We start from the raw sequence: 17,877 nt of genomic DNA, 5'->3' as shown, positions 1-17,877 counted from the left end.
ATCGGCTCCTACTTCCTGCGCCTCTTCTCGCCCGGCAAGATCCTCGCCTTCAACGCGACCGGTTCGATCCTGCTGATCCTGATCAGCGCCAACAGCTCCGGTACGCTGGCCGCCTACAGCCTCCTTGCCGTGGGCCTGATGAACTCGATCATGTTCCCGACCATCTTCTCGCTCGCCTGCGAGAAGCTCGGCTCGCGCGCGGCGGACGGATCGGGCATCATCAATGTCGCGATCTTCGGCGGCGCGGTCGTCCCGCTGCTGTTCGGCGTCCTCGCCGATACCACCGGCAGCCTCCCCCTCGCCCTCACCCTCCCCGCCATCTGCTACGCCATCATCGCCAGCTTCGGCCTCTTCGCGCGAAAACCCGCAACTGCGTGACAGGGAGGGGGCGGCGGTGCGGCGCCCCCTCCGGAAAAACAGGTAGCGGCCGCCTGCCTGGCCGTTAACCAAAGTGAGGCACAGCAGCCGGAATTCTACCGATGGAATTTCCGGAATATGGCCAGACCCAATCGCAATGACCTGATTGCCATCATCGCCGTCGCATTCCTGTTCGCGATGCTGGCATATCTGGGCATGACGCTGATGCGCGCAAGCGAACGCATTGCGCTGCTGTGGATTCCAAACGCCGTGGTGGCAGCCCTGCTGATCCGCAGCCGGTCGGACAGCCGTGACTATTTCATCCTGGCCTGCGCCGCGGCGGATCTGGCGGTGAACCGGATGATCGGGGACGGATGGAGCATTGCCATGGCCCTGTCGGTGGCGAATGCCGCCGAGATCGCCGTGATCGTCTGGGCGATGCAGACATGCTGCGGCAAACATCCCGACGTCAACGATATCAGGACGCATGGCTGGTTGCTTGTATCCGCGCTGAGCGGCGCCGGCATTTCGGCCACCATTGCCGCGCTGGCATTATCCGGGGGCGATGCAGCGACGTTTTTCCAGCAATGGGAGAGATGGGTGCTGGCCGACGGGCTGAGCCTGCTGATCATTCTGCCGCTTGCCCTGATCGGGATCGACGCGTGGCGTGAACGCCGTTTGCCGCCCAAGCATCGCCCGGCCGAATGGGCTTCGATGATTGCGATCGTCATCTGCGGCAGCATCGTCGTCTTCGCCCAGTCGCAATATCCGTTCCTGTTCCTGGCCTGTCCGCTGGTCCTTTATGCAGCTTTCCGGACCGGGATGAACGGAACGGCCATTGCCGTGCTAATCGTGACCGCAATCGCATCGATTGCCACGTCCCTGGATACCGGGCCGATCACGCTGGTGCGCGGGTCCATCGAAGACAAGCTGTTCGCTTTCCAGATATTCCTCGCCAGCAATTTTGCGATCGGCCTGCCGGTCGCCGCCATGCTGGAAGGGCGCATCCGCGACCGGGACCTGATCCGCCAGAGCCGGGACGACAAGCAGGAAATCCTCGATCACATCCGCGAAATCATCTTCCGCACGGATGAGAACGGACGGTGGACCTCGCTCAACCCCGCATGGGAAGCGCTGACGGGCTACACTGTCGAGGAGTCGCTGGGCTGGCCCACCACGAAATTGCTGGTGCCCGAGGATTTTGCAGCGGCAGGTGAGATCTACCCCGCCCTCGTGAGCGGAGAGCTTCGGGAGACGACCCTGACCCAGCGTTTCATCGATAAATGGGGCGCCTGCAGACATATCGAGGTCAGCATCCGGCGGGCAACCGACGAGCGCGGACGATTTTCCGGGACGATCGGAAATATCCGCGATGTGACCGAGCAGATACGTCAGGAAAAGGCCCTGTCGGATAGCGAGAAGCGATTCCGCACCCTTGCCGAATCCGCCCCCATCGGGATTTTCCAGGCGAACGGTCAGGGGCAATTGACCTTCATCAATCCTTCCTGGGCGAACAAGGTCGGCAAAACCGTCGACGAAATGCTTGGGCGTGGATGGGTCGATGCGCTGGCATCGCTCGAGGCGATACAGGCCGACCCGCCTTTCAGGGGCTTCGAACCTGGCATGGTCCGGCGGCGTACGCTGGAATTTCGGGCGCCGGACGGGTCGAGCCTGTGGATGGATACCTATAATACGGCCGAGTTCGACGAGAATGGTGCCGTGACCGGATATTACGGCGCGGCTGTCGATATCACCGAGCAGAAAGAGGCGAGCGAAAAGCTGGAGGCCAGCGAAAGCCGCTTTCAGGCCCTGGCCAATCTGGCACCTGCGGGCATATTCCGCACCGATACCGAAGGCCGCTGCACCTATGTCAACGCGGCGTGGCTGCGTCTTTCCGGGCTGGAACCCGATGAATGGCAGGGCGACGGCTGGGCCCGCGCAGTACATCCCGAGGATCGCGACAGGGTGCATGCGGAATGGACCGGTGCGGTCGAAAGCCGGACGGAATGCCGTCTGGAGTTCCGCTGGCTTCACGGCGACGGGTCGATCGTGTGGGTCGACACCATCGGACGGCCCGAATTCGACCAGACCGGACAGGTCACCGGCTTCATCGGCGTGAACATCGACGTGACCGAGCATCATGAAGCCATCGCCGCCCTGGCCCGGCGAGACGAGCAACTGACCCTGATCACCGAAAACATCACCGATGCGGTGGTGCGTCTCGACCTGAGGGGGACCTGCGTTTACGCCTCGCCATCGGCGAGGGATCTGTTCGAACTGCCGCTGAGTGCGCTGATCGGATCCAACCTGCTGACCGGATTCCATCCCGACGACGATGCGAGCGTTCATGACGCTTTCGCCGCATTGGCAGATGGCAGCCGGAAACGTGCGCTGATCGCGTTTCGCGCGGCTTCGGTCGACGAGCCCGATACGTATCGCTGGATGGAAGCCAATTGCGCGCCCGTGCACGATCATCGCACCGGGCGGCCGGTCGAAATCATCGCCTCCATCCGCGATGTATCGCACACCAAGAAACTCGAAGCCGAACTTCGCGCAGCCAGGTTGGCGGCGGAAGATGCCGCCACGGCCAAATCCGCGTTCCTGGCGAACATGAGCCACGACATTCGCACGCCGATGAACGGCCTGCTCGGCTTCACCGAGCTGCTGAAAAAGACCGATCTGAGCGACCGGCAGACGGATTACGTGCGCCTGATCGACGAATCCGGACGCGGCATGATGCAGTTGCTCAACGACATCCTCGACATATCGAAGATCGAGGCGGGGCTGATGCGCGTGGCGCAGGAACCGGTGGACGTGCGCCACAAGCTGACCGGCGTGGTGCGGCTGATGGAAGCCGTAGCCAGGGAAAAGCAGGTCGCTCTGGAACTGGATATTGCCGACGACCTTCCGAAATGGGTGGTCGGCGACCGCCTTCGCTTGCGGCAGATCGCGCTCAATCTGGTGGGCAATGCGATAAAGTTCACGGCGCACGGTACGGTCAGCGTACGCGTCGCGCCCAGTGCGTGCGGCACCAGGTTCGAGCTGTCGGTCGCGGACACCGGTATCGGCATCGCGCCCGATCATCTGGAAACCATCTTCCATCAGTTCACGCAGGCCGATGGATCGACCGCCCGCAAATATGGCGGTTCCGGCCTTGGCCTGTCCATCACCAGCCAGCTTGCCGAACTGCTGGGCGGCGAGGTGACGGTGGAAAGCGAAGTGGGCAAAGGCTCCACCTTCCGCGTGACAATGCCGCTGGTGCCATGTGACGCGCCGCGACACGAAGAGGATGTGGCGGGTGAATGCGAAGACCGGGCAGATGCGGCGCATTCCCCCATTCGCCTGCTGATCGCCGAGGACAATTCGATCAATCAGGAGCTGATCGCGGCCATGGTGCGACAGGCCGGATACGATGCCACCATTGTTGAGGATGGCAGTATTGCCATCGAACGCGTGATCGCCGCGGCGCATAACGAAAAGCCGTACGATCTGGTTCTGATGGACGTGCAGATGCCGGGAACGGACGGACTAACTGCAACCCGCGAGTTGCGTAATCGAGGGTTTGGCCCGCAGGACCTGCCGATCATCGCGCTGACCGCCAATGCCTATCCCGACGATATCGCCCGGTGCCGGGCGGCCGGAATGCAGGCGCATATCGCAAAGCCGTTCTCGTATCGCGACCTCACCAGCAATGTGGAACGGTTTGCAGACAAGGCGGGGCGGATGGCGGCCGAGCCCGGCGTTTCGATCGATCCCGGTGTCTCGAACACGGCGCGGCTTCGCGATCGTTATATCAAGCGCAAGAACGACCTGCGTGAACTGATAAGCGCCATCGACGACAGCAATGTCGAGGAGCGCTGGCCCGAACTGGCGAGTGCCCTGCACCAGATTGCCGGTGTGGCCGCCTATTTCGGTGATGCGCATTTCGGCTCACTGGCGTCGCAAATCGAGCATGAGCTGGGCGAGGCCGGCGAAGCGGAAAGCCGCCTGGTGCTCGTCTCGCGCAGCCTGTCGGTTCTGGACGAAGCGGCCTGAAGGTACGGGGGCAGGCCCGCCCTGCCCCGAATGTCTGATAATGGGATCAGATGGCGCGGGCGCCGGCCGGCCTTTTTTCGAGCGCCTTGCGATCAAGTGCTTCGGTCAACAGCACGTCGACCGTTGCGAGGAGTTTCTTGGGATCGAAGGGCTTGCGCATATATTCGTCGGCCCCGGCATACATGGCGAGGTCTTCATCGGATGCGCTGACGCGCGCGGTGAGCATCAGGGCCGGGATTTCCCAGAGATCATAGTCGATGCGCATCTGGCGAACGATCTGGACCCCGGTCATGCTGGGCAGGCTGCAATCGAGGATGACCATGTCCGGGCGCTTGGCCCGGATGACGTCGAGCGCAGCCGCCCCATCCTGAACCACACCCACGGCGTGTCCAGCCTGAATGAGAGTGTCCCGCACGATCTCGGCGACGATCTCGTCATCTTCAGCGACGATTATCCTGGGCATGCAGCATCTCCTTACTTGCGTAAGCGCTAGCAACAATATGGTATAGCAGATGCTTAGGCGCCCTACGGGAATACACGTGCAGGTGCGGTAAAGCCGCGCTCAGCGGACCGAGGCCGGGCGCGAAACGCCTTGAAAACCCGCGCGCATTTTCTATACTCTACGGTATGGAAAAAGTCGCAAGCCGAGGACGTCCCAGAGAATTCGATACCGAGCTGGCCCTTGGCGCGGCGCTGCGCGTGTTCTGGGCCAAGGGGTACGAGGGCGCTTCGCTTTCCGATCTCACCGACGAAATGGGCATAACGCGGCCCAGCCTCTATGCCGCTTTCGGCAACAAGGAAGCGCTGTTCCGGCAGGCGCTCGACCTCTACGAACGCGACAAGCTGACCTATATCGGCGATGCGATCGAGGCGCCGACGGCGCGCGACGTTGCCGAGCGCCTGTTGATGGGCTCGGTGGATGCCGCAACCACGGGCGACTGCAAGGGCTGCATGGGCGTGATCGCCTCGGTTGCCTGCCAGAGCGTGGAGCCTTCGATCAGGGACGATGTGAACGCACGGGCGGAATCCTCCCGGCGGGCGATCATCGCGCGCATGCAGCAGGCGATCGACGCCGGCGAATTCCGCGTGGCGACCGAGGCGGAGGCGATCACGCGCTATCTGCTGGCCATTATGCAAGGCATCTCGGTCCAGGCCCAATCGGGTGCGAGCCGCGACGAGCTTTTGCAAGTTGCTGATTCTGCATTACTTTCCTGGCCGTCTGCCTGACGGACATCCAGATCTGCGAAAATAATATCGGTCGGTACAGAAAAATACCTTGACCTGAACGCAGCATTACATACTTATCGGTACAGATTGTTGGTCGGGCCGACTCCCGTCGGTCACGCGTGATGATATGGGCACGCCCGATCCCGGAATAACTGCGAGTTCAATTTCGAAAGCCGCGCTTTCGAAAGCGATGTCGTGCGGCATAACAAGATCAGGGAACAGCGTATGTTCGATACCCCCTTCGACAGGTACCATGACGAAGCAGCGGCAGAGCGCCGCGAGCAGGAGCAGTTCGACGAGCGCGAACAGGACGGCGGCTACGATCCGGCCGAGGTGACGGCACGCCAGCCGAAGTCGCGGTTGATGCGCGTGTGGATCGGCGTGCTGATCGTCCTCGCCGCGATCACCGCTTGGTGGGTCCTGGGCGGCGGCGCACCTGCGCCTGCAGCAGCCCCCCTGCCCGTGGTCACCGTGGCGACACCGCTGCAGAAGGAAATTACCGAATGGGACGAATTCGTCGGCCGCTTCGAAGCGAGCCGCCGTGTCGAAGTCCGCCCGCAGGTGTCGGGGCAGATAACCGCCATCCACTTTACCGACGGCCAGTTCGTCCGGCAGGGTGCGCCGCTGTTCACGATCGATGCGCGAACCTATCGCGCCTCGCTGGCGCAGGCACAGGCACAGGTCGCTCAAGCTACTACTGCGCTTGCCCTCTCGCGCGACAATCTGGCCCGTGCGCAGCGGCTGGTCGAGGACGACGCGGTTGCCGCCAACGAAATCGACCGGCTGAAAGCGGAGGTGCGCGATAACGAGGCCGGCCTCGCCGCGGCACGGGCGCTGGTATCGGCCCGCGCACTGGACGTGGGATTCACTACGGTCCGCGCGCCGATCTCCGGGCGGATTTCCGATCGCCGGGTCGATGCAGGCAATCTGGTGTCGGGCAGCGGCGGTTCGCAGGCCACCCTGCTGACGATCATCAACGCCGTCGATCCGGTCTATTTCGAATTCACCGGATCGGAAGCCTTGTTCCTGAAAGCCCAGCGCGAAGGGCTGGACAAGGGTACGCCCGTGGAAATCCGCCTGCAGGACGAGACCGAATATACCTGGTACGGCAAGCTCGATTTCACCGACAACGGGCTCGACGATGAATCGGGTACGATCCGCGCGCGCGCACTGGTCGACAATCCCGACGGGTTCCTGACGCCCGGCCTGTTCGGCCAGATGCGGCTGGCCACTGGCGGCACGCACAAGGCGATGCTGGTTCCAGATACCGCCATCACGACCGACCAGACACGCAAGCTGGTTCTGGTGGTGCAAAAGGATGGAAAGGTCGCTGCACGTTCAGTCGAGTTGGGGCCCCAGATCGGCAATCTGCGGGTGATCGAGAGCGGCCTGAAGCCGACCGAGAAGGTGGTGATCAAGGGCGTCCAGATGGCCATGCCCGGTCAGCAGGTTTCCGCGCAGCAGGGGACCATTGCCCCCGCCCATGCCGAGACACGCATGGCCAAATCGCCACCGGCAAAATTCCGCGCTGGGGCTGCGACCTTCGCCGAATAACCGGCCCGGTTCCCGCCTGACCAATCCGCAATTCACACCCGAGGTGCGTCCATGCGACTGTCACGTTTCTTCATCGATCGACCGATCTTCGCCAGTGTACTGGCCGTCCTGATCACGCTGGTCGGAGCCATTTCATATTTCTTCCTGCCGATCAGCCAATATCCGGACATCGTCCCGCCGACGGTGACGGTCACAGCCGTCTATCCCGGCGCATCGGCGGAAACGGTTGCCGATACGGTCGCCAATCCGATCGAGCAGGAAATCAACGGCGTCGATGGGATGCTGTACCAGTCCAGCGAATCCACGGGCGATGGACGCATGACGATTACCGTCACCTTCGCGCCCGGAACCGATCTGGATGATGCGCAGGTGCTGGTTCAGAACCGCGTCGCCATTGCCGAGGCCCGGCTACCCGAAGAAGTCCAGCGGCTCGGCATCGTGACCCGCAAGACGACGCCCGACTTCCTCATGGTTGTCAATCTGGTGTCGCCGGACGGGTCGCTCGATCGCGAATATATCTCGAACTACGCCCAGACGCGGATCAAGGATCAGCTCGCCCGGCTCGAAGGGGTCGGCGATGTGCAATTGTTCGGCCAACGCGAACTGGCGATGCGCGTCTGGATTGACCCGGGCCGCGCCGCCGCCCGCGGACTGACCGGCAGCGACATCGTGCGCGCACTGCGGGCGCAGAACGTGCAGGTCGCAGCCGGCACGCTGGGGCAGCAGCCAAGCCCTGAAAGCGCCTTTCAGCTCAACGTTGAAACGCAAGGCCGCTTCACCGATCCATCGCAGTTCGGTCAGGTCGTCATCCGCACGGATGCGCAAGGACGCCAGATCCGCGTCAGCGATGTCGCCCGCGTCGAAATCGGCGCGACCGACTATGCCACGTCGGCCTATCTGAACGACATGGATTCGGTCATCTTGCCCGTATTCCAGAAGCCGGGTTCCAACGCTTTGGAGGCGGCCGAGGGGGTCAAGGAAACGATGACCCGCCTTTCGGAATCCTTCCCGCAGGGGATGGAATACCGCATTGTCTACAATCCCACCGAGTTCATATCGCAGAGCATCGACGCCGTCCTGCACACATTGCTGGAAGCGATCGTGCTGGTAGTCCTGGTGATTGTGGTGTTCCTGCAGAAGGCCCGCGCATCGATCATTCCGGTGCTGGCGATACCGATATCGCTGGTGGGGACTTTCGCCGTGCTCGCCATGCTGGGCTATTCGCTCAACAATCTGTCGCTTTTCGGACTGGTGCTCGCGATCGGAATTGTCGTCGACGATGCCATCGTCGTGGTCGAGAATGTCGAGCGCAATCTGGAACAGGGGTATTCCCCTCTCGAAGCGGCCCGCCGATCCATGGACGAGGTCGGGACCGCCCTGATCGCCATCGTCCTGGTGCTGTGCGCCGTGTTCGTCCCCACACTGTTCATGGGCGGATTGTCGGGCGAATTCTACAAGCAGTTCGCGGTTACGATTTCGGCTGCGACAGCCATTTCCCTGTTCGTGTCGCTGACGCTCTCGCCGGCCCTTTCGGCCCTGCTGTTGCGTCCACATGAAGATCTGCCCGCCGATGCGCCGCGCTGGCGGCAGGGGCTGGCCCGTGCCGGGCAGCGGTTCAACAATGCATTCGAACGGTTCAGCGACTGGTACGGCCGCCTGACGGCGCGGCTGGTCGCCATGCCGCGCAGGATGATGGCGGCCTATGCGCTGCTGATCGGCCTTACCGCCCTAACGCTCAGCGCGACGCCAACCGGCTTCATTCCGCAGCAGGATCAGGGCTATTTCGTGTCCGTCATCCAGCTCCCGCCCGGGTCGTCGACCACGCGAACAGATGCCGTGATGAAGCAGGTGGCCGAGCGCGTCCTGCCGATCGAAGGCATCAAGGGCACCGTCATGCTGTCGGGCTTCGACGGCACGACGCAAACGCAGTCCGCAAGTTCGGCGGCCGCCTATTGGGTGCTCGACGAATTCGAGAACCGCAAGGGTAGCGGCAAATCGATCGACGAACTTATCGCTGCCGCGCAAGCCGCCACTGCGGACATCAACGAAGCATGCCTGATGATCGTCAAACCGCCCGTGATCCAGGGGATCGGTTCGGCGGGGGGCTTTCGCATGATGCTGAAAGCGGATTCCGGCCAGGACTATCGCGGCATGCAGCAGGTCGCCAATGAGGTCATTGCCAAGGCGAATGGTCAGGAAGGTCTGGCCGGTGTCTATACCTTCTTCGACACGGGCACGCCCCGCGTGAAGACCGATATCGACCGCGACAAGGCCCAGATGCTGGGCGTGGCCCCGGCAGACATTTTCGATACGCTTTCGGTCTATCTCGGCAGCGCCTTCGTCAACGATTTCAACCTGCTGGGCCGCACGTACCGAGTGACCGCACAGGCGGAGGCGGACTATCGCGACGATGTGAGCGACATTGCCGGGCTCCATGCCCGTTCAGCCAATGGATCGATGGTTCCGCTCGGCTCGCTTGCGACGTTTACGGACACCACCGGGCCGTACCGCGTATCGCGCTACAACCTCGCCCCTGCCGTGGCCATCGATGGCGATACGGCGCCGGGCGGATCGACCGGTCATTCGCTGATGACCATGGAAAAGGTCGCGTCGACGACGGTTCCGCAAGGCTATTCGACCGAGTGGACGGGCATTGCATATCAGCAGGCCACCACCGGCAATACGGCGGCCTATGTCTTCGGACTGGCGGTCCTGCTCGTCTTCCTGGTGCTGGCCGCACAGTACGAGAGCCTGATCATGCCGCTGTCGATCATCCTGATCGTGCCGATGTGTCTGCTGGCGGCAATGGCCGGGGTGAACCTGATGGGCATGGACAACAATGTGCTTACACAGATCGGCCTTGTCGTCCTGATCGCCCTGTCCGCGAAGAACGCCATCCTGATCGTTGAATTCGCCCGCCAGGGTGAGAAGCTGCACGGCCTTTCGCCCGCGGCTGCCGCAGTGGAAGCGGCACGCACCCGCCTGCGGCCGATCCTGATGACCAGCTTCGCGTTCATTCTGGGATCCGTCCCGCTGGTAATTGCCACCGGAGCCGGAGCGGAACTGCGCGAGGCGCTGGGTACGGCGGTATGTTTCGGCATGCTCGGCGTCACCGGGTTCGGACTGGTTTTCACTCCCACTTTCTATGTGGTCTGCCGCGTATTGGGCGACCGCGTGGCCGAGCTTCGCAGCCGCTGGAGCCGAAAGGCACCCGGCCTGACCGTGCAGCCAGCCGAATAGGACATTTCATCATGGCATATCGCACCTTCATCCTTTCCGCCGTTTCCGCGCTTGCCCTTTCGGGCTGCGCGGTGGGGCCGGATCGCGTCTCTCCCTCCCCCCCGTCCCCGAGCGCGATTTCCGGCCCCTTCCTTTCCGCCCAAACCGATATCGTGACCGCCAATCCGCTGCCGCAGGACTGGTGGCGGCTTTACGAAGACCCCGTACTGGACGGACTGGTTGCAGATGCGCTGGGCGCGAATACCGACATCCGGCAGGCGGTAGCGCGGATGGACCGCGCCCGCGCAGCCCTGCGCGGTGCGCGATCGGACCGACTGCCGACCGTGGGCCTGACCGCATCAGCCGCCTATTCCAGAACACCGGAATTGGAGACACCCCCCGGAGCCGACCGGACGGGTACCGGCATTTCGCTAGGTGCTGATGTGTCTTATGAAGTCGATCTGTTCGGGCGGGTCAGCGGTCAGATAAGCGCGTCTCGTAACGATCTGGCTGCGGCGCAAGCGGACGCCGATGCGGTGCGAGTCATGGTCGTAGCGGATACGACGCTGGCCTATGCCAATGCCGCCAGCGCTGCCGCGCGGATCGACGTGGCGCGATCGATTGTCGCCCTGCTCGACGACAGCCTTCGTCTGACACGGCGACGCCACGAGGTGGGCATGGCAGACGGGCTGGCAGTCGCCCGTATCCAGAGCCTTCGCGACCAGCGGGCCGCCACCATCCCGGAAATCGAGGCGCAGCGCAGCGCCGCCCTGTTCGCGCTGGCGACGCTTACCGGACGCACGCCTGCTGAATTGCCCGCCATTTCGGGCGAGCGCTCGATTCCGCTCGAGATAGCTGCCCCCTTGCCCGTTGGCGACGGCACACAATTGCTGGCACGCAGGCCGGATGTCCGCGCGGCAGAGCAGCGGTTGCTTGCCGATACCGACAGGATCGGGGTTGCCCGCGCCGATCTCTATCCGCGCATAACGCTGGGCAGTTCCGTCGGATCGTCAGCATCCAGCGTGAGCAATTTGTTTTCCGGCGGTCCGCTCGGCTTCATCCTGGGACCGTTGATCGATTGGGTCTTCCCCAACCGGGAACCGGTATTCGCGCGCATCGATGCCGCCAGAGCGGACGCGCGCGGGTCGCTCGCAGCATTCGACGGGGCGATCCTCAATGCCTTGCAGGAAACCGAAACCGCCCTGTCCCGATATGCCGGGGCAATCGAGCGGCGGCGGTCTCTGGAGCAGGCGATGCAGGCAGCGACCAAGGCGGTACGCATTACCCGCGCCCAGAACCGCGAGGGCGTTATCGATTCGCTGGATTTGCTCGATGCGGAGCGCACGCTTGCCGAAACGCGGGCCGAACTGGCCGATCAGGACGCGCTCGTCTCGAGCCGCCAGATCGATCTGTTCCGCGCTCTGGGCGGTTCATGGTCGGCCGAGCGGGAGACGGCATCTTGAACCTGAAGGCATTGCTGCGCGTGCATGCGGACGCTTTTCGGGCAGGCGCCGTGGGTTTCGGGGCGACCACCATCATCCTGCTGGTGACGTTGCTGTAGGGTTGGTGAGCGCCGGGCAAAGGTAATCACTGCTGCCCAGCGATCATTGCCTTGCCCCGATCTGAAAACTAGGTATGCTTGCAGGCGAACGCGCAAAAGTGCGTCGGTTGGGAGTATGTTTGCATGGCCTGGGATTTCGAGACCGATCCTGAATTCCAAGAAAAGCTCGACTGGATGGACGAATTCGTCCGCGAGAAGGTCGAACCGCTGGGCCTGCTGGGCATCCATCCCTATGACGTGAAGAACCCGCGCCGCAACAAGCTGGTCCGCCCTCTTCAGGAAGAGGTGAAGGCCCGGGGACTGTGGGCGTGTCACCTCGGCCCGGAGCTCGGCGGTCAGGGTTATGGTCAGGTCAAGCTGGGCCTGATGAACGAGATCCTCGGTGGTGCGAGTTTCGCCCCGATCGTGTTCGGCTGCCAGGCGCCCGATACCGGCAATGCAGAGATCATCGCTCATTACGGAACGCCCGAACAGAAAACACGGTATCTGCAGCCGCTGCTCGAAAACGAAATCGTTTCGGCATTCTCCATGACCGAACCGCAGGGCGGATCCGATCCGACCAATTTCATCACCAAGGCCGAACTCGACGGCAACCACTGGAAGATCAACGGCGAGAAATGGTTTTCGACCAACGGTCGCTGGGCGGAATTCCTCATCGTCATGGCGGTGACCGATCCCGATGCTCCCCGTCACGAACGGATGAGCATGTTCATCGTGCCGGTCGATACGCCGGGGGTCGAAATTGTCCGCAACGTCGGCGTCTATGGCCAGGAAGACGGTTCGGAAAGCTATGTGCGCTACACCGACGTGCGTGTGCCGGCGGATCATCTTCTGGGTGAACAGGGCGGTGCTTTCGCCATTTCGTAGACACGCTTGGGCGGTGGGCGCGTGCACCACGCCATGCGCACCGTCGGCAACTGCCGCCGCCTGCTCGATGCGATGAGCCGGCGCGCTGTCAGTCGCAAGACGCGGACCGGCACGATCGCCGATTACCAGGCGGTCCAGATGCAGATTGCCGACAGCTATATCGAGCTAGAACAGTTCAAGCTGTTCGTCCTGAAAACCGCGTGGATGATCGATAAATATCAGGATTACCGCAAGGTCCGCAAAGACATAGCCGCGATCAAGGCGCTGATGCCCAAGGTCTATCACGACATCGCGCACCGCTGCATCCACATCCACGGATCGCTGGGCGTATCCAATGAAATGCCGTTCGTCGGCAGCCTCATCGGTTCGATGGTCATGGGCATCGCCGATGGGCCGACGGAAGTGCACAAGGTCACCGTCGCCAAGCAGCACCTGCGCAAATATCGCGACGTCGCCGATCCGATGTTCCCCGATTATTCGCTCATAGAGCGCCGGGCCAAGGCGCGGGACATGTACGACCCGCTCGAAGAACTGGTGGAGGCGGCGGAGTAAGCCGGTGCCGACGCCAGCGATGACGCGCGGACAGCGCCTGAGCTATGGTTTCGGGGCAGTGGCGAACGGCGTCAAGAACGCCGCTTTTTCCACCTATCTGCTGCTGTTCTACAATCAGGTGCTGGGGGTCCCGGCATCCATCGTTTCGACCGCGATCGCGCTGACGTTGCTGGTCGATGCCGTGGCCGATCCCTTCATCGGCCGCTGGTCGGACATGACCCGATCGCGGATCGGCCGCCGGCATCCGTTCATTCTCGGATCTGCGCTTCCGACGGCAGTATTTTTCATCCTGGCATGGTTTCCGCCCACCGGGCTGACCGACATCCAGATGGGCGTCTGGGTATTCGCCATCGCGGCCCTGACGCGCACCTCGATCAGCGCGTTCGAAATCTCCTCCAGCGCCATGAATCCCGAACTGACCGACGATTATGCCGAGCGCACGAAGCTGTTCGGCCTTCGCTACTGGTTCGGATATGTCGGGACCTTCGGCTTCACCGCCTTTTCCCTTGCCGTGTTCTTCGTTGCCACGCCCGAATACGCCCGTGGCCAGCTCAATCCCGAAGGCTATGTGAAGTTCGCATGGCTCGGCGGCGCACTCATTTTCGCGGCCATTCTGGTGTGCGGCTTTGGCACGCTCAGCCGCGTGCCGTATCTGCGCCAGCGCGACGAACCCGGCGAAGGCGCCACGCCGACGTCCCATTTCAAGGAGATGTTCAGCGCGTTCAGCAATCGCGGCTTCCTCGCGATCTTCGCATTCGGCGTATGCAAATACACTGCGATCGGGCTCTACGCCGCAACGACGCTGTATTTCGGCACCTATGTATTCAAGTTGGGTGCAGGACAGCTGGCCCTGCTGACGTTCGACAGTCTGGTCGCTGCAACGATCGCTGCGCCGTTCGCCCCGAAATTCTCGCGCTGGCTGGGCAAGCGCAACACATCGATGTTCATGGCGATAGGCGGCATTCTGCTCGGCCTTTCGCCGCTACTGCTGACTTACCTCGACCTGTTCTTCCAGCCGGGCGATCCGATGCTGCTGCCCACGCTCTTCATCATCGGCGCAGTCTACGGTGCCATGATCGCGACCTCGCTGATCAACACCTCTTCCATGCTGGCGGATGTGGTGGAAGATCACGCCGTGCGGACCGGCCAGCATACCGCAGGGGTGTTCTTCGCCGCGTCCAGTTTCATGCAGCAATGTTCGACCGGGCTCGGCATCATGATGGCAGGGATCGTGCTCGAACTGTCCGATTTCCCGACCGGGGTGGACGTCGACCAGGTGACGGTGGCGATGCAGAAGAGCCTGCTGATCCACTACATACCGGCCTCCGGCGGTTTGTGGATCATCGGCGCGCTGTTCCTGCTGCTCTATCCCATCACCGAGGCCAGCCATCGTGAGAACGTCGATCGCCTGAAGTCGCGCGAGGCGCAGGCCCGAGAGCAAGCCATCCGCGATGGCGCATTTGGCTCCCCCGCCAGGTAAGGATAATAATGATCGCAGATCGCTCAGCCCCCAAACTCGGGCTATGGACCAAACTGTTCTACGGCTTCGGTTCGGTTGGCTACGGCGTCAAGGACGTCGCCTTCCGCTCGTTTCTTCTTCTGTACTACAATCAGGTCATCGGCATCCGCGCCGATCTGGTGTCATTCGCAATCCTCGTCGCATTGTGCGTCGATGCGATTTCCGATCCGATCGTGGGGCAGTGGTCGGACACGGTCCGGACCAAATGGGGCCGACGCCACCCCTTCATGTTCCTGAGCGCGATCCCGGCCGCGGGCAGCCTGCTATTCCTGTTCTTCCCGCCCGAAGGGATGAGCGAGATGCAGACCTTCTGGTACATTCTCGTGGTCGGCTGCTGCGTCAGGACCTTCATAACCTTCTTCGAAATTCCGAGCAGCGCTCTCGCGCCTGAACTGACCAGCGATTACGACCAACGCACTTCGATCGCCAGTTTCCGCTATTTCTTCGCCTATCTCGGCGGCGTCGGCATGGCGTTCCTGACCTTGCTGGTCTTCCTCGCGCCGACCGCGGAATATCCGGTCGGCCAGCTCAATCCCGAAGGCTATCGCCTTTTCGCGATTGTCGGTGCGGCCATCATGTTTGCCGCAATCCTCATCTCCAGCCTGGGAACGCTGCACCGGGTCAAATACTTCCGCATGCCGCCTGCGCGTGAGAAGATCGGCCCCATCCGCACTTTGGTGCAGATGAAGAGCACCTTCGCGCACAAGGGGTTTTTGGCAATCGTCGCCTTCGGGGTGCTAAAATACACCTCCGTCGGCATGACCTCTGCGCTGAATATCTATTTCGGCACCTACCTGTGGGGTCTCAATTCGGCCCAACTGGCCGTGCTGACCATAGATTCGCTCACCGGGGCATTCCTTGCCCTGTTCATCGCGCCATGGGCTTCGCGTAAAATCGGCAAGCGGAACGCGGCGTTCGGCCTTGCCATCATCGCCGTGATATTCGGCAGCGCGCCCTACGTCCTTCGTCTTACCGGCCATTTCTTCGACAATGGCGATCCCCTGCTGGTGCCCGCCCTCTTTGCATTTTCGACCGTGTTTCAGATGTGCGGCGTTTCGTCGGCAGTCCTGACCCACGCGATGGTCGGCGATGTTGTCGAAGAAAGCCAACTGGCGACGGGGCGCCGCAGCGAAGGCCTGTTCTACGCGGCGAACACGCTCATGCAAAAAAGCACGTCCGGGATCGGCGTGTTCGCTGCGGGCATGCTGGTTGCGTTCGTTGGCATCGTACCGGGAATGGAACCGGCCACCATCGATCCTGCCATCCCGCGACTTCTGGCCACCGTCTACGTGCCCACATTGATCGTGCTTTATATCGGCGGGGCCGGGTTCCTGTTCGCCTACCGCATCGACAGGACCACGCACGAAGCGAGCTTGGCCGAACTCGAGAAACGCGACCGCGCCGCTGCGAGCAATGCCGACGACATTCCGGATCCATCGTGAGGGTCGGGCAGATGGCCGGCACAGGCATTTCGCTCCAGGGTGAGTACTGACACTGGACCCGCTGGAAAATCCCGAAGGGCTGGAAGATCTGCGCACCGTGCAGCAGCGCGCGATGGCGGATCACGCGCGGTTCGTAGACGATAACCTCAAGCGTAATTACCGCGCCAATTTCATTCACGGCGTTCTGGGGATGACCGGCTTTCGCCTGATCTATGCGCCCACCATCATTCCCGCCTATTTGTTGCTGCTCACGGGCAGCACAGCTGCAGTCGGCCTTGGCTCGGCGCTGCTGCAACTGGGCGCCACCATCAGCCCGATCGCCAGCGGCGCCCGGATAGAGCATCGCAGCCACATCCTGCCCTACGCCATCCGCGTCGGTTCCATGATGCGACTGATGATCCTGGGCCTTGCGCTCACGGGATATTTTCTGACCGGCAATGTCCTGCTCTTCGCGACCTTTGCATGTTTCCTGATGCTGGGCTTTTTCACCGGTGCACAGCGGGTCGCGTTCCAGATGCTCATGAGCAAGCTGATACCGATACGGCAACGCGGGCGATTGCAGGGGTACCGCAATTTCGCGGGCGGCCTGATCGCGGCCGTTCTCGCCTGGGCGGCAGGCAATTATCTGATCGCCGACGAATGGCTGGGTAATGGTTACGCCACGACCTTCCTGTTTGCCTTCCTGCTGACCAGTGCAGGGCTCATCGTGCTCAAGACCATGATCCGCGAACCTGCCGCACCGGCATCGCGCCCTCAGATGCCGATGAGAGAGCGCATCCGGCAGTTCCCAGAACTGTTGCACGACCGCGATTTCGCGTGGTTTCTCGTCGTCCAGTGCTTTGCCACCATGGCCCGTGTCGGCGCGCCTTTCTGGACGATCTATGCCGGGACCCAGCTCGGCCTCGATGGGGCGCTGATCGGAGGGCTCAGCTTTGTATTCCTCGGGTCGGATACGGTATCCAACATCTTCTGGGGGCCGCTGGGCGATCGCTGGGGCTTCAAGATCATCTACGTTTTTGCTCTGGCAAGCTCGATCCTCGGGGTCACCACCCTCATTATCGGCAATTCCGCCGTTCCTATCTATGCGGCCTTCGTCCTCCTCGGCGTTGGCGGGTCGGGCTGGATGCTCGCGTCAACGACGATGGTTCTGGAATTCGGCAATGTCGAAGATATCCCCATGCGGCTCGCATTCGTGACGACGCTGGAAGGCGTAATCGCAGCGATCGGCCCCGTCCTTGCCGGAGTGCTCGTAGCAACCAGCGGCTTCAAGCCCCTGTTCGCCATTGTCCTAGCCGCGGTGATAGCGGCCCTGATATTTCTGATCTGGAAAGTACGGGAGCCCCGCCACCGGGAGCCCGCGATCTAGGCCGCGTCAAAATTGGCGAGGAGCAGACTTTCCATCGCTCTGCGCCGCCCCCGACTTAGTCGGACTGCTCACCTGCTGCATCGTCGGAATTGGTCATTTTCTCGATGATGGACCGTCTTTGTAGCGGACCCGTTGCATCCGTCCGGCTTGTGTAAAGACCGGTAAGATAGGCGTGAGC

At 62.3% G+C, this 17,877-nt stretch carries 11 protein-coding genes and 1 pseudogene; 11 read left to right on the top strand and 1 reads right to left on the bottom strand.

Annotated elements, in window-relative coordinates; all coding sequences use genetic code 11:
* Window positions 1-378, top strand: a pseudogene (locus ACIGGE_RS17265) (glucose/galactose MFS transporter); the annotation flags it as partial.
* A gap of 117 nt (window positions 379-495) precedes the next feature.
* Window positions 496-4,392 carry a PAS domain S-box protein gene (locus tag ACIGGE_RS17260; RefSeq protein ID WP_397491260.1) on the top strand — a complete coding sequence of 1,299 codons (3,897 nt, stop codon included), beginning with the start codon at window positions 496-498 and terminating at the stop codon, window positions 4,390-4,392.
* Between the two features lie 46 nt (window positions 4,393-4,438).
* On the opposite strand, the gene ACIGGE_RS17255 is transcribed toward ACIGGE_RS17260, so the two are convergent.
* On the bottom strand, window positions 4,439-4,855 hold the full coding sequence (locus tag ACIGGE_RS17255) for a response regulator transcription factor (protein ID WP_397491259.1): 417 nt from the start codon (window positions 4,853-4,855) through the stop codon (window positions 4,439-4,441).
* Window positions 4,856-5,019: 164 nt separating this feature from the next.
* Here ACIGGE_RS17255 and ACIGGE_RS17250 point away from each other — a divergent pair, with 164 nt between their 5' ends.
* The 9 genes from ACIGGE_RS17250 to ACIGGE_RS17210 all read left to right on the top strand — a co-directional run bounded on the left by ACIGGE_RS17250 (window position 5,020) and on the right by ACIGGE_RS17210 (window position 17,699).
* On the top strand, window positions 5,020-5,619 hold the full coding sequence (locus ACIGGE_RS17250) for a TetR/AcrR family transcriptional regulator (protein WP_375246834.1): 600 nt from the start codon (window positions 5,020-5,022) through the stop codon (window positions 5,617-5,619).
* A gap of 225 nt (window positions 5,620-5,844) precedes the next feature.
* Window positions 5,845-7,173, top strand: coding sequence for an efflux RND transporter periplasmic adaptor subunit (locus tag ACIGGE_RS17245; protein WP_397491258.1), 1,329 nt, complete (start codon window positions 5,845-5,847; stop codon window positions 7,171-7,173).
* A gap of 51 nt (window positions 7,174-7,224) precedes the next feature.
* Window positions 7,225-10,413 (top strand): efflux RND transporter permease subunit, encoded by a 3,189-nt coding sequence (locus tag ACIGGE_RS17240; protein ID WP_397491257.1) that lies wholly within the window; start codon window positions 7,225-7,227, stop codon window positions 10,411-10,413.
* 11 nt (window positions 10,414-10,424) lie between these two features.
* The gene (locus ACIGGE_RS17235; RefSeq protein WP_397491256.1) at window positions 10,425-11,855 is read left to right on the top strand and encodes an efflux transporter outer membrane subunit; all 1,431 of its coding nucleotides are present in this window, start codon (window positions 10,425-10,427) and stop codon (window positions 11,853-11,855) included.
* Window positions 11,856-12,076: 221 nt separating this feature from the next.
* On the top strand, window positions 12,077-12,820 hold the full coding sequence (locus ACIGGE_RS17230; RefSeq protein ID WP_397491255.1) for an acyl-CoA dehydrogenase family protein: 744 nt from the start codon (window positions 12,077-12,079) through the stop codon (window positions 12,818-12,820).
* A 6-nt stretch (window positions 12,821-12,826) separates the two neighbouring features.
* Entirely contained in the window at window positions 12,827-13,372 is a 546-nt protein-coding gene (locus ACIGGE_RS17225) for an acyl-CoA dehydrogenase family protein (protein ID WP_397491254.1), read from the top strand.
* A gap of 4 nt (window positions 13,373-13,376) precedes the next feature.
* Complete coding sequence (locus ACIGGE_RS17220) at window positions 13,377-14,852, top strand: MFS transporter (RefSeq protein ID WP_397491253.1); 1,476 nt, start codon at window positions 13,377-13,379, stop codon at window positions 14,850-14,852.
* Between the two features lie 8 nt (window positions 14,853-14,860).
* The gene (locus ACIGGE_RS17215; protein WP_397491252.1) at window positions 14,861-16,333 is read left to right on the top strand and encodes an MFS transporter; all 1,473 of its coding nucleotides are present in this window, start codon (window positions 14,861-14,863) and stop codon (window positions 16,331-16,333) included.
* Window positions 16,334-16,445: 112 nt separating this feature from the next.
* The gene (locus ACIGGE_RS17210) at window positions 16,446-17,699 is read left to right on the top strand and encodes an MFS transporter (RefSeq protein WP_397491251.1); all 1,254 of its coding nucleotides are present in this window, start codon (window positions 16,446-16,448) and stop codon (window positions 17,697-17,699) included.
* The last annotated feature ends 178 nt before the right edge of the window (window positions 17,700-17,877 follow it).

It is taken from the genome of Qipengyuania sp. NPDC077410, from assembly GCF_044543405.1.
In the GTDB taxonomy this organism is placed as follows: Bacteria; Pseudomonadota; Alphaproteobacteria; order Sphingomonadales; family Sphingomonadaceae; genus Qipengyuania; species Qipengyuania pacifica.
Note: the sequence above shows the minus strand (reverse complement) of the source record. Positions and strands in the feature narration are given on the sequence as shown.